Source organism: Actinoplanes sp. NPDC051537, assembly GCF_055586105.1.
Map to the genome: position 1 here is coordinate 1 of NZ_JBVJIU010000025.1, position 21850 is coordinate 21850.

At 72.1% G+C, this 21850-nt stretch carries 24 protein-coding genes; 9 read left to right on the forward strand and 15 right to left on the reverse strand.

What is annotated here, in order from left to right; translation table 11 throughout:
* Positions 1 to 117: 117 nt before the first annotated feature.
* Positions 118 to 867 carry a hypothetical protein gene (locus ACZ6TB_RS42770; protein ID WP_465565597.1) on the forward strand — a complete coding sequence of 250 codons (750 nt, stop codon included), beginning with the start codon at positions 118 to 120 and terminating at the stop codon, positions 865 to 867.
* A 57-nt stretch (positions 868 to 924) separates the two neighbouring features.
* Complete coding sequence (gene glgB / locus ACZ6TB_RS42775; protein WP_465565983.1) at positions 925 to 3030, forward strand: 1,4-alpha-glucan branching protein GlgB; 2106 nt, start codon at positions 925 to 927, stop codon at positions 3028 to 3030.
* Here glgB and ACZ6TB_RS42780 read toward each other — a convergent pair.
* On the reverse strand, positions 3013 to 3585 hold the full coding sequence (locus tag ACZ6TB_RS42780; protein ID WP_465565600.1) for a DUF4240 domain-containing protein: 573 nt from the start codon (positions 3583 to 3585) through the stop codon (positions 3013 to 3015). The two genes, glgB and ACZ6TB_RS42780, sit on opposite strands and share 18 nt — an antisense overlap.
* A 47-nt stretch (positions 3586 to 3632) precedes the next feature.
* A complete protein-coding gene (locus ACZ6TB_RS42785; protein ID WP_465565603.1) occupies positions 3633 to 4172 on the reverse strand; it encodes a GNAT family N-acetyltransferase in 540 nt (179 codons plus the stop codon).
* Positions 4173 to 4197: 25 nt separating this feature from the next.
* On the opposite strand from ACZ6TB_RS42785, the gene ACZ6TB_RS42790 reads away from it, so the two are divergent.
* Positions 4198 to 5076: a glycoside hydrolase family 16 protein gene (locus ACZ6TB_RS42790; RefSeq protein WP_465565606.1), complete on the forward strand. Its 879-nt coding sequence runs from the start codon at positions 4198 to 4200 to the stop codon at positions 5074 to 5076.
* On the opposite strand, the gene ACZ6TB_RS42795 is transcribed toward ACZ6TB_RS42790, so the two are convergent.
* Positions 5073 to 5801, reverse strand: coding sequence for a hypothetical protein (locus tag ACZ6TB_RS42795; protein ID WP_465565609.1), 729 nt, complete (start codon positions 5799 to 5801; stop codon positions 5073 to 5075). The genes ACZ6TB_RS42790 and ACZ6TB_RS42795 overlap by 4 nt on opposite strands.
* Positions 5802 to 5910: 109 nt before the next feature.
* Between ACZ6TB_RS42795 and ACZ6TB_RS42800 the strand changes: the two genes are divergently transcribed.
* Positions 5911 to 7641: a serine/threonine protein kinase gene (locus ACZ6TB_RS42800; RefSeq protein WP_465565612.1), complete on the forward strand. Its 1731-nt coding sequence runs from the start codon at positions 5911 to 5913 to the stop codon at positions 7639 to 7641.
* 68 nt (positions 7642 to 7709) lie between these two features.
* Here ACZ6TB_RS42800 and ACZ6TB_RS42805 read toward each other — a convergent pair whose 3' ends face one another.
* Together ACZ6TB_RS42805 and ACZ6TB_RS42810 are read right to left on the reverse strand one after the other, a co-directional pair.
* Complete coding sequence (locus ACZ6TB_RS42805) at positions 7710 to 10211, reverse strand: Tex family protein (protein ID WP_465565615.1); 2502 nt, start codon at positions 10209 to 10211, stop codon at positions 7710 to 7712.
* Positions 10208 to 11188, reverse strand: coding sequence for a LuxR family transcriptional regulator (locus ACZ6TB_RS42810; RefSeq protein WP_465565618.1), 981 nt, complete (start codon positions 11186 to 11188; stop codon positions 10208 to 10210). The genes ACZ6TB_RS42805 and ACZ6TB_RS42810 overlap by 4 nt, the downstream gene beginning before the upstream one ends.
* A gap of 61 nt (positions 11189 to 11249) precedes the next feature.
* Here ACZ6TB_RS42810 and ACZ6TB_RS42815 point away from each other — a divergent pair, with 61 nt between their 5' ends.
* Together ACZ6TB_RS42815 and ACZ6TB_RS42820 are read left to right on the forward strand one after the other, a co-directional pair.
* Positions 11250 to 11969, forward strand: coding sequence for a PP2C family protein-serine/threonine phosphatase (locus ACZ6TB_RS42815; protein WP_465565621.1), 720 nt, complete (start codon positions 11250 to 11252; stop codon positions 11967 to 11969).
* Positions 11966 to 12418 carry a GNAT family N-acetyltransferase gene (locus ACZ6TB_RS42820; protein WP_465565624.1) on the forward strand — a complete coding sequence of 151 codons (453 nt, stop codon included), beginning with the start codon at positions 11966 to 11968 and terminating at the stop codon, positions 12416 to 12418. Before ACZ6TB_RS42815 ends, ACZ6TB_RS42820 begins: the two co-directional genes overlap by 4 nt.
* Here the strand turns inward: ACZ6TB_RS42820 and ACZ6TB_RS42825 are convergent.
* Genes ACZ6TB_RS42825 through ACZ6TB_RS42845 form a run of 5 tightly spaced genes read right to left on the reverse strand, consistent with a single transcriptional unit; the run spans position 12415 to position 14161 of the window.
* On the reverse strand, positions 12415 to 12768 hold the full coding sequence (locus tag ACZ6TB_RS42825) for a hypothetical protein (protein ID WP_465565627.1): 354 nt from the start codon (positions 12766 to 12768) through the stop codon (positions 12415 to 12417). The genes ACZ6TB_RS42820 and ACZ6TB_RS42825 overlap by 4 nt on opposite strands.
* Positions 12769 to 12783: 15 nt before the next feature.
* The gene (locus ACZ6TB_RS42830) at positions 12784 to 13149 is read right to left on the reverse strand and encodes an MmcQ/YjbR family DNA-binding protein (RefSeq protein ID WP_465565629.1); all 366 of its coding nucleotides are present in this window, start codon (positions 13147 to 13149) and stop codon (positions 12784 to 12786) included.
* Positions 13150 to 13156: 7 nt separating this feature from the next.
* On the reverse strand, positions 13157 to 13471 hold the full coding sequence (locus ACZ6TB_RS42835; RefSeq protein ID WP_465565632.1) for a type II toxin-antitoxin system PemK/MazF family toxin: 315 nt from the start codon (positions 13469 to 13471) through the stop codon (positions 13157 to 13159).
* The gene (locus ACZ6TB_RS42840) at positions 13465 to 13713 is read right to left on the reverse strand and encodes a hypothetical protein (protein ID WP_465565635.1); all 249 of its coding nucleotides are present in this window, start codon (positions 13711 to 13713) and stop codon (positions 13465 to 13467) included. Before ACZ6TB_RS42840 ends, ACZ6TB_RS42835 begins: the two co-directional genes overlap by 7 nt.
* Positions 13714 to 13717: 4 nt before the next feature.
* Positions 13718 to 14161, reverse strand: coding sequence for an MmpS family transport accessory protein (locus ACZ6TB_RS42845; protein ID WP_465565638.1), 444 nt, complete (start codon positions 14159 to 14161; stop codon positions 13718 to 13720).
* 175 nt (positions 14162 to 14336) lie between these two features.
* On the opposite strand from ACZ6TB_RS42845, the gene ACZ6TB_RS42850 reads away from it, so the two are divergent.
* Complete coding sequence (locus ACZ6TB_RS42850) at positions 14337 to 14582, forward strand: PspC domain-containing protein (RefSeq protein ID WP_465565641.1); 246 nt, start codon at positions 14337 to 14339, stop codon at positions 14580 to 14582.
* On the opposite strand, the gene ACZ6TB_RS42855 is transcribed toward ACZ6TB_RS42850, so the two are convergent.
* Genes ACZ6TB_RS42855 through ACZ6TB_RS42870 form a run of 4 tightly spaced genes read right to left on the reverse strand, consistent with a single transcriptional unit; the run spans position 14557 to position 19307 of the window.
* On the reverse strand, positions 14557 to 15609 hold the full coding sequence (locus ACZ6TB_RS42855; protein ID WP_465565644.1) for a cytochrome c biogenesis CcdA family protein: 1053 nt from the start codon (positions 15607 to 15609) through the stop codon (positions 14557 to 14559). The genes ACZ6TB_RS42850 and ACZ6TB_RS42855 overlap by 26 nt on opposite strands.
* Before the next feature lies 1 nt (position 15610).
* Positions 15611 to 16162: a redoxin domain-containing protein gene (locus tag ACZ6TB_RS42860; RefSeq protein ID WP_465565647.1), complete on the reverse strand. Its 552-nt coding sequence runs from the start codon at positions 16160 to 16162 to the stop codon at positions 15611 to 15613.
* Entirely contained in the window at positions 16159 to 17634 is a 1476-nt protein-coding gene (locus ACZ6TB_RS42865; protein ID WP_465565650.1) for an NADH-ubiquinone oxidoreductase-F iron-sulfur binding region domain-containing protein, read from the reverse strand. The genes ACZ6TB_RS42860 and ACZ6TB_RS42865 overlap by 4 nt, the downstream gene beginning before the upstream one ends.
* Positions 17631 to 19307 (reverse strand): translation initiation factor III, encoded by a 1677-nt coding sequence (locus ACZ6TB_RS42870; RefSeq protein WP_465565654.1) that lies wholly within the window; start codon positions 19305 to 19307, stop codon positions 17631 to 17633. The genes ACZ6TB_RS42865 and ACZ6TB_RS42870 overlap by 4 nt, the downstream gene beginning before the upstream one ends.
* Before the next feature lie 406 nt (positions 19308 to 19713).
* Between ACZ6TB_RS42870 and ACZ6TB_RS42875 the strand changes: the two genes are divergently transcribed.
* Entirely contained in the window at positions 19714 to 20538 is an 825-nt protein-coding gene (locus ACZ6TB_RS42875) for a hypothetical protein (protein WP_465565657.1), read from the forward strand.
* Between the two features lie 11 nt (positions 20539 to 20549).
* Positions 20550 to 21428 (forward strand): fructosamine kinase family protein, encoded by an 879-nt coding sequence (locus ACZ6TB_RS42880; RefSeq protein ID WP_465565659.1) that lies wholly within the window; start codon positions 20550 to 20552, stop codon positions 21426 to 21428.
* Here ACZ6TB_RS42880 and ACZ6TB_RS42885 read toward each other — a convergent pair.
* Positions 21415 to 21825 (reverse strand): RidA family protein, encoded by a 411-nt coding sequence (locus ACZ6TB_RS42885; RefSeq protein WP_465565661.1) that lies wholly within the window; start codon positions 21823 to 21825, stop codon positions 21415 to 21417. The two genes, ACZ6TB_RS42880 and ACZ6TB_RS42885, sit on opposite strands and share 14 nt — an antisense overlap.
* Between the last annotated feature and the right edge of the window lie 25 nt (positions 21826 to 21850).

Genomic DNA, 21850 nt, shown 5'->3' on the forward strand with positions numbered 1-21850 from the left:
GACACCACCCAAAACACCAAGAGCAACTGGGTTCTCGACAACAAAGAAAATCAGGGTGGGGTGTGGTTTTTCGTCTCGGAAGAACACAACCCCCCCCCCCCCCCCCCCCCCCTGGGCATGGTCACCGAGTACGCGGCCAACTCGGCCGAGGGCTGGGCGATGGCCACCGCCTCGGCGCGCGACCTGTTCGCCGACGCCGAGATGGGCGCCGACGAGGTGGGCGGCGACTTCCAGGGCGAGTCCTACCGGCTCGGCGAGGCCGTCGCGTCGGTGCACGCCGACCTGGCCGACGAGCTCGGCTCGGGGCCGGCGCCGTTCCCGCTCGACGCGGTGCTGGCCCGGCTGCGGCAGAACGCCGGCGCGGTCAGCGAGATCCAGCAGTACGTGCCGACGATCGAGGCCCAGTTCCGGGCGCTGCAGGGCGAGACCGTCACGGTCCAGCGCGTCCACGGCGACCTGCACCTGGGCCAGGTGCTGCGGACCCCCGAGGCGTGGCTGCTGATCGACTTCGAGGGCGAGCCGGGAGTGCCGCTCGAGGAGCGCCGCCTGCCCGACTCGCCGCTGCGTGACGTCGCCGGGGTGCTGCGCTCCTACGAGTACGCGGCCTACCAGTTGCTGGTCGACTCGGCCGACGACGAGCACCTCGCGGCGCGGGCCCGGGAGTGGGTGGACCGTAACCGGGCCGCCTTCTGCGACGGCTACGCGCACGTCTCGGGCGTCGACCCGCGGTCGCACGGCGCGCTGCTCGCGGCGTACGAGCTCGACAAGGCGGTCTACGAGGCCGCGTACGAAGCCCGGCACCGTCCCGGCTGGCTGCGGATCCCCCTGCGGTCGATCAGCCGGCTGGCGGGAACGACCACTTTCTAAGGAGCCACTCTCGTGATCGGCCACCCCGCCTCCTCGCTCGCCGCCGACCAGCGCGCCATGAACGGCGTGGTGGCCGGCGACACGCACGACCCGCACGCCATCCTCGGCGCGCACCCGACCGGCGACCACACCGTGGTCCGCACGCTGCGCAAGGGCGCCGAGAAGGTGTCGGTGATCTTCGGCGCCGAGCGCGCCGAGATGATCAAGGTGCACGACGCCGGCATCTTCGCCGCCGAGCTGCCGGGCACGGTCCTCGACTACCGGCTCGACGTCGACGGCCAGGAGTGCGACGACCCCTACCGGCACCTGCCGACGCTGGGCGAGCTCGACCTGCACCTGATCGGCGAGGGCCGGCACGAGAAGCTCTGGCGGGTGCTGGGCGCGCAGCCGCGCGGCACCGGCGTCGGCTTCGCCGTGTGGGCGCCGAGCGCCCAGGGCGTGCAGGTGATCGGCGACTTCACCGGCTGGAGCGCGTTCGACGGGTGGCCGATGCGCTCGCTCGGCTCGAGCGGCGTCTGGGAGATCTACGTCCCCGAGGCGCACGCCGGCTCGAAGTACAAGTTCAAGATCCTCGGCCGGGACGGGCAATGGCGCGAGCACGCCGACCCGCTGGCCCAGCACACCGAGGTCCCGCCGGCGACGGCGTCGGTCGTGTTCTCGTCCAGCTACGAGTGGGACGACGCGGCCTGGATGCGCGAGCGCGCCTCGAAGCAGTGGCACCAGGAGCCGATGAGCATCTACGAGGTGCACCTCGGCTCGTGGAAGCCCGGCCTGTCGTACACCGAGCTGGCCGAGGAGCTCGTCGCCTACGTCGTCGACATGGGCTTCACCCACGTCGAGATGATGCCGGTGATGGAGCACCCGTTCGGCGGCTCGTGGGGCTACCAGGTCACCGGCTACTTCGCGCCGACCTCCCGCTTCGGCAACCCCGACGAGTACCGCTACCTGGTCGACAAGCTGCACCAGGCCGGGATCGGCGTGATCCTCGACTGGGTGCCGGCGCACTTCCCCAAGGACGAGTGGGCTCTCGCCCGGTTCGACGGCACGCCGCTCTACGAGCACGGCGACTGGCGGCGCGGCGAGCACCCCGACTGGGGCACGTACGTGTTCGACTTCGGCCGCAAGGAGGTGCGCAACTTCCTGGTCGCCAACGCCCTCTACTGGTGCGAGGAGTTCCACGCCGACGGCCTGCGGGTCGACGCGGTGGCCTCGATGCTGTACCTCGACTACTCGCGCAAGGACGGCGAGTGGACGCCCAACCAGTACGGCGGCCGGGAGAACCTGGACGCGATCAGCTTCCTGCAGGAGATGAACGCGACCGTCTACAAGACCAACCCCGGCGTGGTCACCATCGCCGAGGAGTCCACGGCGTGGCCCGGCGTCACCCGCCCGACCCACCTCGGCGGCCTCGGCTTCGGCTTCAAGTGGAACATGGGCTGGATGAACGACACCTTGACCTACATGACCAAGGAGCCGATCCACCGGCAGTGGCACCACCACCAGATGACCTTCGCGACCGTGTACGCGTGGAGCGAGAACTACATCCTGCCGATCAGTCACGACGAGGTGGTGCACGGCAAGGGCTCGCTGGCCGGCAAGATGCCCGGCGACGAGTGGCAGAAGCTGGCCAACACGCGCGCCCTGCTCGGCTTCATGTGGGCGTTCACCGGCAAGCAGCTGCTGTTCATGGGCAGCGAGATGGCCGACATGCGGGAGTGGAGCGAGGAGCGCGGGCTCGACTGGGGCCTGCTCGAGAACCCCGCTTACGGCGGCGTGAAGAGCCTGGTCAAAGACCTGAACCGGGTGTACCGCGAGACCCCGGCGATCTGGACGCAGGACACCTCACCGACCGGCTTCCGCTGGATCACCAGCGAGGACTCACAACACAACACCTTCTCGTTCGTACGCTTCGCGCCGGACGGCGAGACGCTGGCCTGCGTGGTGAACTTCGCCGCCGTGCCGTTCGAGGGATACCGGATCGGTCTCCCCCGAACGGGCCGCTGGGAAGAGGTCGTCAACACCGACAGCGAGCTCTACGGCGGCAGCGGCGTCGGCAACCTCGGCGGGGTCGAGGCGGAAAGCATGCCGTGGCACGGCTTCGACGCCTCGGTGTCGCTGCGGGTGCCGCCGCTGGGCGCCGTCTGGCTACGCCACCGGGCCTGAGAAGAGCTTGGTGAGCCGCGGATAGCGGCTCGCCATCTCCGCCTCGTCCTCGAAGTCGAACTCGGCGTCCGGCGGCTCCGGGGACAGGCGGAAGTCATGGCCGCGCTCGACCAGGACGCGTTCGAGGTCGCCGTCGGTGGCCTCCTCGTACGCGTCCTCGGCCACGTCGTCGAGGCTCTCCCAGTCGGGCCACTCCTCCTCGGACCAGTCCGCGCTGTCCCGGCCGGCCAGCGCCTGGACGGCGGGCACGTCGGCGAGCGCGTCGGGGTCGGCGGCGGCCGCCTCGTAGACGTCCCGGCCCAGCCCGATCAGCCACGCCTGGAAGTACCAGAACCCGTCGTCGGAGCAGAGCCGGTCGCAGACCAGCCACGCCGCACCCCACAGCCGGTACGTGTCGATCCGGTCGCGCAGCGCGTCCACGTGCAGCTGAAAGTCGATGATGCCGGCCGCCGGCCCCTCGGCGAGCGCGCCGATGAGCCAGTCCACCCGGTCCTCGGGGTCGGACGTCTCGCGCCCGCTGCGCTCCATGAGCGCCCAGAATCCTGCTAGATCCACCCGCGCACTACACCACATCAAGGTGAGGCGCGGATGACCGGCCGGCGTCATTCGCGGGCGAGCCACTCCTCCGCGAGCAGGCCGAAGAGCAGGTCGTCGGTCCATTCGCCCTTGATGTAGGTCTGCCGGCGCAGGTGGCCCTCCTGGGTGAAGCCGAGCCGGCGCATCAGGGCCGCGGACGGGGCGTTGCGGGCGTCGCACTCGCCGGTGACCTTGTGCAGGCCCTGGAGGCGGAAGAGGCGGTCGAGGACGGCGGTGACGGCCTCGGTGGCGTACCCGTGCCCCTGGTGTTCCTTCGCCAGGGTGAAGCCGATCTCCGCCTGCAGCAGGTTCTCGTGCAGGTGGACGGCAACGTCGCCGATCAGCAGCTTGTCGTCGGCGCGCTCGATCGCGTACTGGAACCAGCCGGCCTTGGCCGGGTCGGAGGCCATGAAGTTGGCCACCGCGGTCTCGGCCCGCAGCAGCGGGAAGGGCGCGTCCCACGACTGGTAGCGGGCCACGCTCGGCTCCGAGCGGTACGCGGCGAGCACCGGCGCGTCGGCGGCCCGGAACCGCCGCAGCACGAGCCGTTCCGTCGTGATGAGCATGGGCCGAGGATATTCTGTTGATCTGATGTCGGCCTCGTCGCGCTGGGCGTTCGCCGCGACGGTCGGCGTCGTGAGCGCGATGCTCGCCGCCTTCGCCCTCGTCGGTTGCGCTGAGCACGAGTCCGGCTCCGAGGCGCAGTGGGCGACCGGCGCCCGCTCGTCGGCGGTGAGCTCGGCCGCGGCGACGTCGCCCGGGACCGGCCCGAAGTGCCCCAAACCGGTGGCGCCGGCCGGGTGGGGACCGGTCAAGGTCGCCGAGGACTTCAACGGCACGAAGCTCGACACCAGTAAGTGGGCCGTATACGACGATCCCACCGGGCACGTGCCGCGCGACCCGTCCCGCGTCGCCGTCTCCGGCGGCGAGCTCCGGCTCACCGGCGGCGCCGGCGAGAACGGCAAGGACGTCTCGGGCGGCATCTCCAGCAACACCAACCTCATGTACGCGCACGCCGACGTCTGCTTCCGCGTCGACAAGGGCTCGGGCTACTCGGCCATCGTGCTGCTGTGGCCGCAGACCGAGAAGTGGCCGGACGACGGCGAGATCGACATCTCCGAGGTCAACCGGGGCTCGCGGCAGTCGACGAACAGCTTCGTGCACAACCACGCCAACAACGACCGGCTCGGGAAGACCACGTACGCCGACTTCACGCAGTGGCACGTGATGGGCGTCGACTGGACACCCGACCACGTGACGTTCTACCTCGACGGGGACAAGCAGTGGACGGTGGGGCTGGACGCGAAGACGGCGGGCCTCGACCTGGTGCCGACGACCTCGCCGATGCACCTGGCGATCCAGTTCGACCAGGGCTGCGACAAGTTCGTCGAGTGCCGCACGAAGGACACCCCGGCCAAGGTCGTCATGCATACCGACTGGGTGCGGATTTATGCCTATAAAGAGTCTTAAAGGAGCCGGGCCAGTTGCGCCCGCATCATCTCGCGGACCAGGACGGCGCGGTCCCGGATCTCGGTCTCGGACAGCTCGACCCGCTCCCCCGCCCGGCGCCGGCGGATCTCGTCGGTCAGCGCCTCGGGGACGCCCAGCGACGGCAGGCGGTCGATCGCCTCGCGCTTGGTGATCAGCCGGCCGGTCGCGATCGTGACGTCCGCCCGCGAGACCGTCGTGAGCCCGAGGTCGACGTGCAGGTCGGTGCGCCAGACCTTGGCCCGCCGGACCGCGCCCGTCCAGTAGCCGCGCAGCTCGGCCCGGGCCGCCTCGGCGAGATCGGCCGCGGTCACGGCGGGGACCAGGTCGGCCGGTGGCGGACCGTAGACCGTCACCCCGAACTGGTGCAGCTCGGCGCGGGAGATCCCGCTCAGCGGCCGCCGGAACATCCGCTCGTGCGCCCAGTTGACATGCTTGCGCGAGACCTCGGCGATCTCGCCGGCGGCGACGTACGCGCAGTGCAGCTTGGCCGCCCCGATCGTGCGGTGCACGGCGCGCAGCCGGGCGCGGCGGGCCCGGGTGAGCGGCGCGGCGAGGACGGCGACCAGGTCGAGGTCGCTGATGCCGGGCCGGTAGTCGCGGGACCCGATCGAGCCGCCGGCATAGAAGGCGGTCACCCCGGCCACCTCCCGGACCGCCTCGGCGAAAGGCGGGACCACGGGTGCGACGGAGAGGCGTTCGTCCATGGTGTCCAGCATGACTCGGTTCGGCCACGACCTGCGGGGAGGGTCTTCGCCGCGGGCGCCGGAGCCGGATAGAGTGACCCCGCCAAGTTCGGGGGGACGGGGACTTTTCATGCCTGCGGATCAGACGGAGCCACTGCGCCCGCACGATCCGCGCGCCCTCGGGGAGTACGAGATCGTGGGGCGCCTCGGCGAGGGCGGCATGGGAACGGTCTATCTCGCGCGTACGCCCGGCGGGGTGCTCGTGGCGGTGAAGGTGGTCCGCGCCGACCTGGCCCCCGACGACGAGTTCCGCCGCCGCTTCCGCAGCGAGGTCGAGCGGGCCCGCCAGGTGCCGCCGTTCTGCACGGCCGAGGTGCTCGACGCCGACCCCGACCACGAGCGGCCCTACCTGGTCGTCGAGTACGTGGACGGCCCGACCCTGGCCGAGGTGGTCGAGGAGCGCGGCCCGCTGACCTCGGCCAACCTGCACAGCGTCGCGATCGGCGTGGCCACCGCGCTCACCGCCATCCACGGCGCCGGGGTGATCCACCGCGACCTCAAGCCGCGCAACGTGCTGCTCGCGCCCGGCTCCCCCAAGGTGATCGACTTCGGGATCGCCCGGCACATGGAGGCGACCGGCGGCAACACGGCCGCCGACCAGATGGTGGGCACCGTGGCGTACATGTCGCCGGAGCGGTTCGGCGACACGGACGCGCCGCTCACCCCGGCCGCCGACGTGTTCGCGTGGGGCGGCGTGGTGGCGTACGCGGGAACCGGCCGCACCCCCTTCGCCGCCGACAACCCCACCGCCACCGCCGTCCGCATCCTGACCCAGCCGCCCGACCTCAACGGCCTCAGCGGCCCGCTGCGCGACCTGGTCGCGCACGCCCTGGAGAAGGAGCCGGCCAACCGCCCGAGCGCCCGCGAGCTGCTCGACCTGCTGGTCTCCGGCCCGTCCCGCCCGGCCGCCACCGCCGCCCTGGCCGATCAGCCCGACCTGCGCGCGGCCGCGGCCGAGGCCCAGGCGGTGACCGGCGTGAAGGTCCCGGCCGGCCTGGTCGGCTACCACGAGAACTCGATCACCACGGTGCCGATCTCGGAGATGCCGGCGCCGCTGCCCGGCCCGCCGCCGCCGGTGCCGGCCCGCCGCTGGTTCCTGCCGGTCTCGATCGCGCTGCTGATCCTGGCCGTGGTGGCCGGCGCCGTGATGGTGATCCTCGGCCGCCCGCCGGGCAGCCCCGCCGACGCGGTCGGCCCCGGGCCCACCGCCCCGGTCAGCGTGGCGCCCGCCGAGCGGCTGATCATCGACGACGCGCTCGACAAGCCGCGGTATTGGCAGCCCAAGGACCTGGCGGCGGAGAAGGCGGAGTGCTCGTTCACCGGCGGCGCGCTGGTCGCCCACCGCGACGAGAAGGGCCTCTACCGCTGCGCCGGGCCCGCCGACGACGTGCCGGCCGACGTGCACGTCGAGGTCGGCGTGCAGTTGCGCACCGCGAACAGCTGCGCGGGCATCTGGTTCCGGTTCGTGCCGTGGCGCGGCTACCTGATCCGGGTCTGCGCGAACACGATCTACGTCGGCACCCACAAGCAGGACGGCGGCGTGACCACGATCCGCAGCTTCCCGCTCGAGCGGCCGCTGGTGGTGGGCGCCGCGCCGTCCGAGATCGGGCTGCGCGCGGCCGGCTCGTCGGTCGAGGTCGAGCGGGACGGCGTGACGCTGGGGTCGGTCGAGCTGAACGACCCGTCGATCGCCGGGGGCAAGGTGCTGCTCGGCGTCTACACCGAGCGGGGCGTGCCGCAGAAGGGCCCGTACGAGGTCGCCTTCAGCAACGTGCGGATCTGGGGACTCAGCGGCAACTGAGCCCCCAGCACTGCGCTAGTAGCCGACGCCTGGTCCTCCGGACGGCGCGGAGAACCCGGGCAAGGTGGTCACTCCTTGATCAGACCAGCCCGGCGCAGCGCGTCGGCCATCGCGTCGTTGACCGGCGCCTGCTGACGCTGACCGCCACCGCCACCGCCGCTTTGGCGCTGGCCGCCACCCTGACGCTGACCGCCGCCACCGCCCTGACGCTGACCGCCACCCGCCCGGCCGCCGCCTTGACCCCGCTGGCCGCCGCCTTGACCGCCGCCACCGCCGCCACCGCCGCCCTGGCGCGACTGGCCCTGACCTTGACCGCCCTGACCGCCCTGGCGCTGGCCGCCTTCGCGCTGGCCGCCCTCACGCTGCTGCCCCGGCCGGCCGTCCTCGCGGGGACGGCGCGGGGCGGGCTCGTCGGTCAGGCGCATGGTCAGCGAGATGCGCTTGCGCGCCTCGTCGACCTCCACCACCCGAACTTTCACGACATCACCCGATTTAACGACTTCGCGCGGGTCCTTCACGAACGTGTTGGACAGGGCCGACACGTGGACCAGCCCGTCCTGGTGCACGCCGATGTCGACGAACGCGCCGAACGCCGCCACGTTGGTCACCACGCCCTCGAGCACCATGCCCGGCTTGAGGTGGGCGATCTTCTCGACGCCCTCGGCGAACGTGGCCGTGGTGAACTCCGGCCGCGGGTCACGGCCCGGCTTGTCGAGCTCGCGCAGGATGTCGGTGACGGTCGGCAGGCCGACGGCGTCGGTGACGAACTGCTCGGGCCGCAGGGCGCGCAGCAGCGGGCTGTTCCCGATCAGCGTCTTGATGTCGGCGTTGGCGCTGGCCAGGATCGTGCGGACGACCGGGTACGACTCGGGGTGCACCGCCGAGGAGTCGAGCGGGTCGTCGCCGTCCGGGATGCGCAGGAAGCCGGCGCACTGCTCGAACGCCTTGGGCCCGAGGCGGGCGACCTTCTTGATCTCGTTGCGGCTGCGGAACGGGCCGTTCGCGTCGCGGTGCAGCACGATGTTCTCGGCCAGGCCCGCGCCGATGCCGGAGACCCGGGTCAGCAGCGGCGCCGAGGCCGTGTTCACGTCCACGCCGACCGCGTTCACGCAGTCCTCCACCACCGCGTCGAGCGACTTGGAGAGCTTCGACTCGGCGAGGTCGTGCTGGTACTGCCCGACGCCGATCGAGCGCGGGTCGATCTTCACGAGCTCGGCCAGCGGGTCCTGGAGGCGGCGGGCGATCGAGACGGCGCCGCGCAGCGACACGTCCATGCCCGGGAGCTCCTGGGCCGCGTACGCCGAGGCGCTGTAGACCGACGCGCCGGCCTCGGAGACCATCACCTTGGTCAGCTTGGCCTCGGGGTGCCGCTTGATCAGCTCGCCGGCCAGCTTGTCGGTCTCGCGGGAGGCGGTGCCGTTGCCGATCGCGATCAGGTCGACGTGGTGCTTGCTGGCGAGGGCGGCGAGCCGGTGGATCGCCTCGTCCCACTTGTTCTGCGGCACGTGCGGGTAGATCACGTCGGTGGCGACCACCTTGCCGGTCGCGTCCACCACGGCGACCTTCACGCCGGTACGGAAGCCCGGGTCGAGCCCCATCGTGGCCCGCGTGCCGGCCGGCGCCGCGAGCAGCAGGTCCCGCAGGTTGGCGGCGAACACGCGTACGGCCTCGTCCTCGGCCGCCTGCCACAGCCGGACCCGCAGGTCCGCACCCAGATGGATGAGCACCCGGGTCCGCCAGGCCCAGCGGACCGTGTCGACGAGCCACCGGTCGCCGGCCCGGCCCTGGTCGGAGATGCCGTTGCGGCCGGCGATGCGCGCCTCGAAGTAGCCCTCGTCCTCCTCCGGGTGCGGTTCCATGGTGAGGTCGAGGACGTCCTCCTTCTCGCCGCGGAACATCGCCAGGATGCGGTGCGAGGGGAGCTTCGCGTACGGCTCGGCGAAGTCGAAGTAGTCGGCGAACTTGGCGCCGTCGGTCTGCTTGCCGTCGCGCACCTTGGCGACCAGCCGCCCCCGGGTCCACATCTGCTCGCGCAGGTCGCCGATGAGGTCGGCGTCCTCGGCGAACCGCTCGATCAGGATCGCCCGGGCGCCGTCGAGGGCCGCCGCCTCGTCCGCGACGCCCTTGTCGGCGTCGATGAAGGCCGCGGCAGTCGCCCTGGGGTCGAGCGCCGGGTCGCCCAGCAGCTGGTCGGCCAGCGGCTCGAGACCGGCCTCGCGGGCGATCTGGGCGCGGGTGCGGCGCTTGGGTTTGTAGGGCAGGTAGATGTCCTCGAGCCGCGCCTTCGAGTCGGCGGCGAGGATCGCCTGCTCCAGTGCGTCGTCGAGCTTGCCCTGCGAGCGGATCGACTCCAGCACGGCGGCCCGCCGTTCCTCCAGCTCCCGCAGGTAGCCCAGCCGCTCCTCGAGATTGCGCAGCTGGGTGTCGTCGAGGGCGCCGGTCACCTCCTTGCGGTAGCGGGCGATGAACGGCACGGTGGCGCCGCCGTCGAGCAGATCGACCGCGGCGGTGACCTGCCCTTCGCGGACCCCGAGCTCCGAGGCAATGCGCTGATGGATCGGTGTCGTCACGCCGACGATTGTGACCGAGCCGCCCGCGGGTTGTCGCGCCACCCCGCTTGATGATCACCCCTGAGGGCCCAGAGGGCGGCTTCGGTACGCGAGGAGGCGCCGGTCTTGCGCAGCAGGTTCGACACGTGGACGGTCACCGTGCGCACCGAGATGCCCAGCGCCGTGGCGATCTGCTTGTTCGGCATGCCCTCGGCGAGCAGGCCCAGCACCTCGCGCTCGCGGACGGTCAGCTCGACCCGGGACGCGCTCAGGATCTGCGGGCCCTCGACGGCGAGAAGCTCGCTGAGCCGGTACGGGTTGCCGCCGGTCCGCCGCCAGACCGCCGCCGCTACATCGGGCTGCTCCGACCCGTACATCTGCCGGAGAATTTGGCCGACCTCGGCCGGAAGCAGACCGCTCAGATGCCGCCGCACCGCGCCCGGTCGCCCGCCGAGACGCGCCAGCGTGCGCTCGGTCAGCACGGGCGAGACCGCCGCCTCCGCCGGTTGGCTGGTCACCAGCAGCAGCGCCGGAAGATCGGTGGTGGCGAGCTCGGCCACGAGGTTGAGGCTGGCCGGGTCGAGAGCATGAAGATCTTCCACCACGAGTACGGCCGGAAGGTCGCCCACGAGCGAACGAACGGACGCGACGGCGATCCGCAGCAGGGCGTCGGGAGTGTACCGCTCACGGGGGACATCCGGGTCTTGTTTGAGCCAGGACAGCGCTCCCGGGGGCACGCCGAGACCACTCGTGTCCCGCCCGGCCAGCGCCGCCGCGAGCCAGTCGTAGGGCGCCGGCGAGTGCACCCGGGCCGTCCCGGCCAGCGCCGGCGCCTCGCCCTCGGCTCGCAGGAAGGCCGCCACCAACGCACTTTTCCCAGTTCCGGCCGCACCCGTGACGACGACGGGGATCGGCCCGTGACGATCGCGCACGCGGGCCCACGCGCGCCGCAGCTCGTCCACCGCGGCCGCCCGCCCCACCATCGGCATCGCCATCATCAACACACACTACGTAGGAGGTACTAGAGACATCTCCCCCGGCCTTTGGCAGTCTTGTCACATGACGCATGTTGTCCGGGCGGTCGCCGCCACCGACCAGGGACTTGTACGGTCCAACAACGAAGACGCGGTATTCGTCGGGAACCGCCTCCTCGTGGTCGCGGACGGCATGGGCGGGCTGCCCGCCGGCGAGCTGGCCAGCGACATCCTGGTGCAGGCGCTGGGCGTGGTCGACGAGATGCCGGACACCGGCGAGCCGCTCCAGGACCTGATCGCCGCCCTCCAGACGGCCAACGAGCGCATCGAGGCCGCCGTGGCCGACGACGACGCCCGCGACGGCATGGGCACGACCGTCACCGCGCTGCTCCTCTCCGGCGACCGGATGGCGGCGCTGAACGTCGGGGATTCGCGGTGCTATCTCGTGCGCGACGGCGAGCTCACCCAGATCACCAAGGACGACACGTACGTGCAGGCGCTGGTCGACCAGGGCGTCCTGACGCCGGACGACGCCCGCCGCCACCCGCAGCGCGCCCTGGTGACGCAGGCGGTGCAGGGCGGCCCGTTCCGGCCCGCCGGCCGCATGGTGCCGGTCCACCCCGGCGACCGTTTCCTGCTGTGCAGCGACGGCCTGTCCGACTATGTGGAGGACAGCGTGATCCTGCAGACTCTGCTGGCCAACGCCGACCGCAAGACGGCCGCCGCCGAGTTGGTGCACCGCACCCTGGAGAACGGCGCGCCCGACAACGTGACCGTGATCGTCGCCGACATCGCCGAGGCATGATCCGCCCCGCCGCTCGTTCCGACCTGGACCGCGTGGCGATGCTGGAGCACGGGGCCTTCGGCGACACGGCCTACACCTTCGCCACGCTCCGCCAATTCCTGGATTTGTCGGGCTTGCTGTTCTCGGTGGCGTGCGAACCGCTGGTGGTGGGGTACGCGCTGGCCGCCCGGTCCGTCGACCCCGGCGTGGCCTGGATCCTCTCGGTGGCCGTGGACACCGGCTTCCGCAAGCGAGGCATCGGCCGCGAGCTGGTCGTGCAGACCCTCGCGCGGTGCACGGAGGCGGGTCTCGAGCGCGTCCGGTGCACGGTCGCACCGGGAAACGCCGCGTCCGAGCGGATCTGGCAGTCGCTGGGCTTCCGGGAGATCGCCCTGGACCCGGAGTATTTCGGCCCCGGTGAACCCCGGCGCGTGCTCGAGCTGGCCCTCGGCGTTCGCCCTTCCGCCTAGGGAGCCGTCCAGCCGGCGTCCTTGCACGCGGTGGTCAGCGCGCTCGCGCTCGACTTCCACTTCGCCCCGCCGTCGGCGGCCGCGGTGCCCATGTCGGCGGCCTTCTGCTGGATCTGCTTGTTGTCGGTCTTGCCCGACGACGCGGTCACCTTGTCGGCCAGCGTCAGGCGCTCGGCCTTCGTCCCGGCCCCCGGGTAGCCGGCGGCGAAGTCGTCGCAAGCCTGCTTTCCCGACGCGTCCAGTCCGGTGGGCTGGTCGTTCTGCCGGGCCCGGCCCCACAGGCACGCGAGGAGGATGAGCACCACCACCACGGCGATGGTCGTGACTAGGCGCTTGGTCGGCTTCTTCACACCCGATGTTCTACCCTACGGTCCACCGTCGAGCTTCTCGATCAAGACCTTGGGCGCGACCGTACGGTAGGCGTCCTGGCAGACCTCGGCGACCTCGCCCCAGTCGGGGTCGTGGTCGAGACGCACGCCCAGCCAGCCGCGATGGCCCACATAGGGCGGCCGGAAGAACCGTTCCGGGTCGGCGGCGATCAGCTCCTGCTGGGCGCCGGGCGGGGCCGCGCACCACAGCTGCGGAAAGCCCGCGTGGTGATGGCCGTCCACCATCAGGTTGACGAAGCCCTTGCGGCCCCGGATGAAGAACGCGGGCGAGCCGTGACTGTCCCGCTCGCTCACCTCGGGCAGCGCCAGGCAGATCCGCCGCACCTGCTCGTCGATCTCCATCGGCCGCTCACAACTCCAGGAACTCGCGCATGGCGTCCTCGACCGCGTCCATCGTGCCCGGCGCCAGGTAGCCCAGGTTCTCCCCGAGCACGCCCCGGTCGAGGATCTGCACCAGGCTCGGGATGCTCACCGAGCCGCCCGCCAGCGGGTCGCCGTCGCACAGGTGCACGGCCAGCGGGTTGCCCTGCGGCATGCCCCGCACCACGGCCAGCGCCCAGATCGCCAGCGCCGGCTCGGCGTTGTACTCGTCGTTGCTGATCACGAGCACGTGGTGCCGGTCGTCACCGCGGACCATGGTCCAGACCTGGCCCCGCCTCACCACCGCGCGCCCCGCAGGGCGATCTCGTTGCTCTCCTCGGCGAGCGCGGACCCGGGCCCGGACGCGGGCCCGGACGCGGGCCCGACGAACGCGGCGAACTCCCGAGCGGCCGCCCGCTGCCGGGCCCGGCGCGCGTCGGGGAGCATCCGCCGCACCGCCCCGGTCACGGCCGCCGAGGCGTTTCCGCTGCTCTGCAGGTACGCGGCCACGTCGTCGGGCACGCTCACGCTGAGCTTGACGGTCATACTTTCATCCTACCGAGCAGGTCGCGACGGCGTTGGCGCCCGAGGACTCCTGGCTGGCCCGCAGCGTCCCGTCGACATAGAGCCGGCACGCCACGTACCCGGAGCCGCGGTCCCAGGCCACCACCGAGGCCGCCTCGTCCCCGGCCACCCCGACGTCCCGCGACCAGGGCAGTTGAACGGCGCCGACCCGGGCCGTCCCGGCCGCCGAGCGGTAGATGATCGTCGCCGAGCCGCCGTCGACCTCGTAGCGGAGCGTGTGCCCGCCGGCGGCCGGGTGCGGCGCCTCGCGGTCGGAGGCGGCCCGGCCGAGCAGCAGCGCGCCCCCGAGCCCGGCCAGCACGAGCAGGCCGGCGGCGATCCCGACCGCGGCCCACAGCGCGTGGTGGCCCGGGTGACGTGCCCGCGGCTCATGCTGCGGGTCGTGCCCGAAGCCGGGCAGAAAGTGCATACCACCCCCGGTACGACCAGCTTCCCCGTTCTTTCGGCCGAGCGACCCCTGAATGCCGGGGCCGGGCGAATCAGGGACGCCTCAGGGCACTTCCCGATGTTGCGGAAGCCCCCGCCACGCGACTCTTGAGTAGTCACACCACCGCTCGACATGACCGCGAGAAAGCGAGAGACCCATGAACTCGGTGCACGACTCGATGACCCGCCAGGGACTCGTCCGTCCGCAGGAGGGCCGCATCCTCGGCGGCGTCTGCGCCGGCCTGGCGCGGCGCTTCGGGCTCGACCCGTGGATCGCCCGGCTGCTGTTCGTGCTGATCCTGCTGGCCATCCCCGGCAGCCAGATCCTGGTCTACCCGATCCTCTGGATCCTGATGCCGTCCGAGAAGCCCGCCTACGTCACCGCGTACCCGCCCGCCGTCTGAGTCGCCACTCAGCACGGAGCGGTGATGTAGGCCCGGCTGCCGCCGGATCGGTCCCTGCCCCTTTCGGACCGTCCGGCGGCAGCGCCGGGACTCCCCGGCGGGAAAAGATCGGGACTCCCTGGCGGGAAAAGATCGGGACTCCCTGGCGGGAAAAGATCGGGACTCCCTGGCGGGAAAAGATCGGGACTCCCTGGCGGGAAAAGATGTGGGAAAAGATCAAGTACCCGAGCAGGAGCACGCCGAGGAGCGCCCCGATCCCGAGCGCGCCGGCGTTGTCGACGACCGCGGCGAGCCGCTGCTGCACCACGCCGGCCGCCGCCACGAGCGGATCACGGCCCGCCGCGCGCAGGTCGCGGGCCAGCCGCAGCTCGTACCACCCGTAGTAGGCGACGTAGAGTCCGCAGATCACCAGGATGGCCCCGCCGAGCCGCGGCACCACGGCGAGCAGGCGCCGGGCCCGGGTGACCAGCGAGACGCGCATGAGGGCGACGGCCACCGCGGTCAGCCCGACCACCAGGCCCATGCCCAGGGCGTAGGCCACGAACAGCACGAGGCCGGAGCCGACCGACCCGGCGCGGAGGCTGGTGGCGACGAGGGCGAGGAAGGGACCGATCGCGCAGCCGAGCGAGGCGATCGCGTAGGCCATGCCGAAGAGCACCATCGACCACGGTGATCCCAGCGAGAGACGGGCCGGTGCGGGCGCGCGTACGGACGGGAACGCCGGAAGCGAGCGCCCCAGCGCGAGCCACCCGCCGAGCCCGGCCAGGGCGAGGCCGAAGACCACCGTGAGCCAGGGCAGGCGCGGTTGCAGCACGCTCGCGACCGGGGTCAGCACCAGGCCGAACGCGCCGAAGACCAGCACGTAGCCGGCGGTCAGCGCGGCCGTGCACCACAGGGCGCGCGTCACCGGGCGGCCGCCGGGCGTCGCGACCAGCACCGAGAGGTACGCCGGGAGCAGCGCGAACCCGCAGGGGTTGACGGCGCCGAGCATCCCGGCGCTCAGGGCCAGGAGCAGCTCGGCGTCCACCTCACGCCACCAGCGACTTGACCTCGGCGGTGAGCTGGAGGTCGTCGAGATAGCCGGTCCGCACGATCTTCCCGGAACGGTCGAGGAACACGTACGTGCTCTGCTGCGTGATCTTGAATTTCTTCCAGATCTTGCCGGCCTGGTCGTCGAGGTGCGGCAGCGTGCCGAGGTCGAAGTCGGAGACGAACTCGTGCATCGCCTTGTTGTCGCCGAGCCCCGCGATGCCGAGGATGCCGAGGCGGCCCTGGTACTCCTTGGCGAGGTCGCCGATGCTCTGCGCCTCGCTCGCGCAGGTGGCGCACCAGGGCGCCCAGAACCAGAGGATCGCCGGCTTGCCCGCCATGGTGGTGGCGTCGAAGCCGGTTCCCTCGATCGTCTTGCCGGCGAACCGCAGCGTGTCCGGAATCTCCGGCTTGCCGGACGCGGGGATGGCGACCGGCGTGATCGGCGCCGACGCCGGTTGCTCGACCGTGGCCGCGCAGCCGCCCGCGCCGAGCAGGGCCGCCGCGCCGAGCAGGGCCGCCGCGGTGATCAGCGCGAGGCGGCGCCTCAAAGGGTCGCCTGCGCGTCGTCGAGGCGCAGCGCCAGCGCCGGGCAGACGTTGACCGCCTTGCGGGCGCCCATCTCCAGCCACGGCGGCAGCGGCGTCTGCGGGAAGGCCGGGAAGCCGTTCGCGTCGAGCCGGATGATCTCGGGGGCGACGGCCGAGCAGAGGCCGTGGCCGTCGCAGCGGGACCAGTCGAGCGCGAGCTTGCGGGCGCCGGTCTCGGCCGTGTACGGCAGCGGCAGGATGCCCCGGACCGCCTTGCCGCAGCCCTCGCCGTTGGTGTGCGCGTCGACGTCCTTGGCGAAGACCTCGAGTGCGGAGAGCGCGAACCGGGCGGTGCCGTCCGGGTGGCTGCACGCGCCGCGGCCCTTGACCACGCCGGCCGCCTGGCGCACGTTCTCGACCGCGTTGCCGCCGAGCGAGACCAGGGTGACCGCGCGGGCCAGGTCGGGCAGGCCGAGGCGGCACGGGCCGCACTGACCCGCCGACTCGCCGGCCAGGTACTGCACGACCTGGGAGACCTCGCCGAGCGGGCAGGTGTTCGAGCCGATCGGGATCAGCATGCCGGCGCCGAGCGTGCCGCCGACCTTGGCGAAGCCCTTGCGGGAGATCGTCACGGTCTTCGCCGCCTCGGCGGTGATCCACTTGCCGTGGTAGCCGCCGACCAGCAGGCCGGGCCCGATGTCGGCGCCGCACATGGTCAGCACGTCCAGCAGCGGGGTGCCGCTGGGCGCCTCGACGACGGCGGGGTTGGTGGACGACCCGCCGACCGTGAGCATGACCGTGCCCGGCTCTTCCGGGATGCCGACCGCGTTGTACTCCCACGGGCCGAGCCGGGCGGCGATCGCCAGCTGGGAGAACGTCTCGGCGTTGGAGAGCAGCGTGGGCAGGCCCATCACGCCGTTGTCGCTGGAGCGCACCTTGCGCCCGGGCGGGATGTGGGCCTCGCCGTTGATGCCACGGACCAGCGCGCCGCCCTCGCCCGAGATGAAGCGGTGCGGGACGGTGACGATCCGGGTCGGGCAGGGCATGCGGCGCTCGGCCAGGGCCGCGGTGATCGAGCTCTGCCCGATGCCGTCGTCGGCGATGCCGATGACGATCTCCTCCGCGTCCAGGGCGGCGGCCGCGAGCGCGGCGCCGTCCAGGATCAGGTGCGGCGCCCGGGTGAGGATCGCCTTGTCCTTCCAGGACGGCGGCTCGCCCTCGGTGCCGTTGACCACGATCACCGGGGGCAGGTCCTGCCGCCGGCAGGAGTCCATCACCGCGCGGACCTTGCGGGCGAACGGGAAGCCCGCGCCGCCCCGGCCGCGCAGCTCGATCCGGTCGGCCAGGCCGATCAGCTCGCCGGACGACAGCGCGGCGAACCCGCCGTGGACCTCCTGGTGGGCCAGGAGGTCCAGACGGCCGTACTCATCCATGCCCGCGGTGATTCGCGGAACGCCGATCGCGGTGACCGGCGGAACCTGGGCGGTGCTCAATTCGCTTCCCCTCGCAGCTGCGACCAGTAGTCGTCGTCAGCCACATCGTCGTTCCCCCGGCCGCGGCCACCGCGGCGAGCCCCCCGGCCCGCCTGGCCCCCACCGAGTTCCTGCTGAGTCGCCCGGCGCGCGCGGCGCGAGGCCATGTCGACCAGCGTCGGCGTGTCGTCGTCCTCGGCGAGGTCGACGAAACCGCTCCGGCTGTGCCGTCCCGAGTCGGCGCCGTCAAGGTCTGCGCCCCGGTCGCGCCGGGCCCGGGGCGCCTCCTCCGCCTGCGTCTCGCCGTAGCGCGGCTCGTATCGGGCGCTGCGGCGCGCCGGCGGCTCGTCGTCGTACCGGCCGCCACGCTGACGCGGGACGTCGTCGTAGTCGGGCTCGGCCCGGCGGCGTCCCCTCGACTCCCGCGGGGCGTCGTCGTACATCGGCATCGGCTCGGCCGCGGCCCGGCGGCGGGAGCGCGGCGCGGGCTCGTCGTCCTCGGCGTACCGGCGCTGGCGCGGGGCCGGCTCGACGTAGTCGTCCATCTCGACCCGGCGCATGCGGGTCTGGGTGTCCTCGAGGTCGGGGCGGCGCATCCGGGTGGAGGTGTCGTCCATCTCGACGCGGCGCATCCGGGTCGACGTGTCGTCCATCTCGACCCGGCGCATCCGGGTCTGGGTGTCCTCGAGGTCGGGACGCCGCATCCGGGTGGAGGTGTCCTCGAAGTCGGGGCGGCGCATCCGGGTGCTGGTGTCCTCGCCCGGGTAGCGGCGGCCGCGCGGGGCCGGCTCGTCGTACTCGATCTCGTCCTCCATGACGCCGCGGCGCTGGCGCGGCGCGACGAGCTCCTCCCGCTGCGCGGGTGGGAGCGGCGGGGCGACCGGCTGGAACGTGTCGACGACCGCGACCGGGCCGAGCATCTGCGGCTCGGGCTCGGGCTCGCGACGGCCGCGCGGCTTCTTCAGGGCCGGGGACGTGGTGGGCACCATGTTCCCGGCCGGGCGCAGCGCGCCGCCGGCCGCCGAGGAGAAGTCCTTGTTCCGGTTGAAGCTGACCGAGAGGCGGACGGCGAGGCCGACCAGCACGGCGAGGATGCAGATGATGTAGCTGACGATGACCCACGCCTTGGCGGGCCGGCCGGCCGCGAGGCCGTGCACCAGCGCGATCGGCCACATCAGGTAGGAGACGGCGTGAATGGCCCGCCACATCCAGGGCCGGCCGCGGCCGATGAACCGGGACCGCGCGATGCCCGTCCACATCACCATGATCATGATCCAGCCGGACAGGGTGCCGAAGCCGACGTAGAGCCGGTTTCCCTGGCTGAGGAACGGGATGAAGATGTCGATCACCGTGATGTGCTTCTCGGCGATCTTCGTCCAGACGTGGATGAAGAGGGAGGTCACCGCGATCAGGCCGGTGGTGCGGTGGGTGGACTGCAGCAGCACCCGTTGCCGGATCGACAGGACGAGCCGGTCGGTGGAGACCAGGCCGACCATGATGGTGATCGAGAGCGCCACCAGCGTGAGGACGCCCATGTAGTACTCGGAATACATGTAGAAGTAGATGTAGCCGACTCGGCCCGGGGCGGTCATCATCGCCAGCGCCCAGACCGCCGCGAGCACGCTCACGACCAGGATCAGAACGGCGCCCTTGGACGCGGGCTTCGTCCCGGTAGCACCGACATCGACTGCCACACGATTGGCGGATCGCTGGTTGTTTCCTGTCCGGGCCATTGACTCCTCGTTCTCCGCAGCGGGTGAACGTCCCGTTGGGCGTTGGGACGCCGGCATCCGTGGGGGATGCCCCGTGCTTCACGTTGTGCCGGGCAGGGTCCGGTCGCCCCGGTCCTTGCCCTCCCCCATCTACGTGTGGCGCACGGGTTCGGATGAACGTCCGGGCCCGAATTTGTCGGCTAGTTTCCACTGGCCCCGGCCACAGGGCCGCTGACCTGCACCGATACCGACTTGAAACGCCCGGCTAAGCTAAAAATAAGGTCCGCCGTAGAGTGACCCGGCGCACCGGGTGAACCTTTCGCCGTCCCGCGACGAACCATCTCGTGTGCACGTGCATATCTCGTGCGCGCGAGAGGGAGATGATCGTATGCGACACCTGGCGGCACGGATCACGACCGCGCTCGCTCTGGGTGCAGCGTCGCTGGCCTTCGCGGCACCGGCGTCGGCCGCCGTCGACGGTTTCGCCGTGAAGTTCGGCCAGTCGCCGGCCACGTTCACCATCGGTAAGGACGCGGGCACGCTCACGGCGGTCGCCTCGACCGACCGGCAGCGGCGGTGCTTCAAGGTGCGCTGGTCGCTGACCATCCGCACCCAGGGGGTGTCGCTGGACCAGGTCCGGGTGAACCGGGTGGAGAACGGGCAGTCCTTTCCCGTACGCGCTCAGCTCGGCGCCGAGGCGGCCAGGATCACCGATGTGCAGCCCGATCCCGGGCAGCTCTGCCGCAACCAGACGGTCACCGGCCGCTGGGACATCTCGTTCACCGGCCCCGACAACGGCCAGGTCACCTTCGAGGCCCGCGCGCTCGACGGCGCTCGCGAGCTGGCGGCGGCATCGGTGGGCAGCCGGGTCGTGACGCCGGTGGCGGCGAAGCCGAGCAAGACCCCGTCGGCGTCGCCGAGCCCGAGCACGACGCCCGACGAGGAGGCGACCGAGGACGTCGTCGACGACACGGCGCCCCAGGCGGACCGCACGTCGGCGGCGGCGCTGAACCCGGCCGCCGGAACGCCCAGCGTGCTCGGCCCCGGCCTGATCATCGGGGCCGTGCTGGTGTTCCTCGGGGTGGCGCTGCTGCTGCGGATCAGGTCGCGCAACCGCAAGGACGGGCCGGGCCGGCAGCCGGCCTGGCAGACGGAGACCCAGACGCTGCCGACGGGCTTCTATTCGATGCCCAACCGCCGGCGTCGGCGGTAGTTTTCCCGTACGTGCAGACGTTCTTGCAGGATTGCCTGCTCAGAGCCGGTATCGACGATGTCGTCGCGGTCTCGCCGGCGCCGGGCGGGCTGGCCGCCCTGGCCGGGGTGGCCGCTCGCCGGGATGCGCCGTCCGTGTTCGTCAAGGCGTTCGCCGAAGCGCCGGACGACGACGTCTTCGATGCCGAGGCCGAGGGGCTGACCGCCCTGCGCGAGCTCGGCGGCATGGCGACCCCCGACGTGATCCTGGCCGGCCGGGAGCTGCTGGTGCTGTCGCTGCTGCGGCCCCGCCCGGGCAGCGAGGCGTTCTGGGAGCAGTTCGCGCACGCCCTGGCCGGCCTGCACACGACCACGACCCACCCGCGCTTCGGCTGGCACCGCGACAACTGGCTGGGCCGCCGCCGCCAGGTCAACACCTGGGACGACGACGGTTTCGCGTTCTTCGCCCAGAACCGGTTGCTGCGGTGGCTGGGCGAGCCCCGGGTCGACGCGGCGCTCGACGCTGCCGACCGAGCGGCCCTGGAGCGACTCTGCGACCGGCTGCCCTCGCTGCTGCCGGACCGCCCCGCGTGCCTCACGCACGGCGACATGTGGGCGCAGAACCTGCTGGCCACGCCGGACGGCCGCCCCGCGGTGATCGACCCGGCGGTGTCCTACATGTGGGCCGAGGTGGATCTGGCGCACGTGTGGACTACGGCGCCGCCGCCCGAGGCCGACCGGTTCTTCGCGGTGTACGCCGAGCTGACCGGCCTGGATGCCGAATGGCGCGAGCGGATGCCGATCGTCCAGCTGCGTCAGCATCTGGCGGTGCTGGCGCAGTTCGACGACGACTGGGGCGCCGCCGGCCTGATCCGGCAGACGCTGGCGCCGTTCCGGGTCAGCCGGCACTGACTGCCGCCGTCACCTCCACCTCCAGCCGTGCCCCCGGCAGGAACAGCCTGCTCACCTCCACGGTCGTGCTGGCCGGCGGCGGCTTCCCCGTGAACAGCCGCCGCCGCACCGCCCCGTAAGCCGGCAGATCACCGAGATCCGTCATGAACGTCCGGATGTGCAGCACGTCGGCGAGCGACCCACCATGCGCCGCCAGCAGACCCCCGACGATCTCGAAGATCCGCTCGGCTTGAGCACCGGCATCCCCCGGCGCGACCACCCGGCCGTCGTCGTCCACCGCCACCTGCCCGGCGAGCATCAGCAGCGCCCCGCCCCCGATGTCGAACCGGGCCACGTGCGCGAACCGATCCCCGAACGGCGCCGCTACGCCCGCCGGGTTGTCCAGCGTGATTCTCATGGCGGCCACGCTAAGCGGCCGCAAC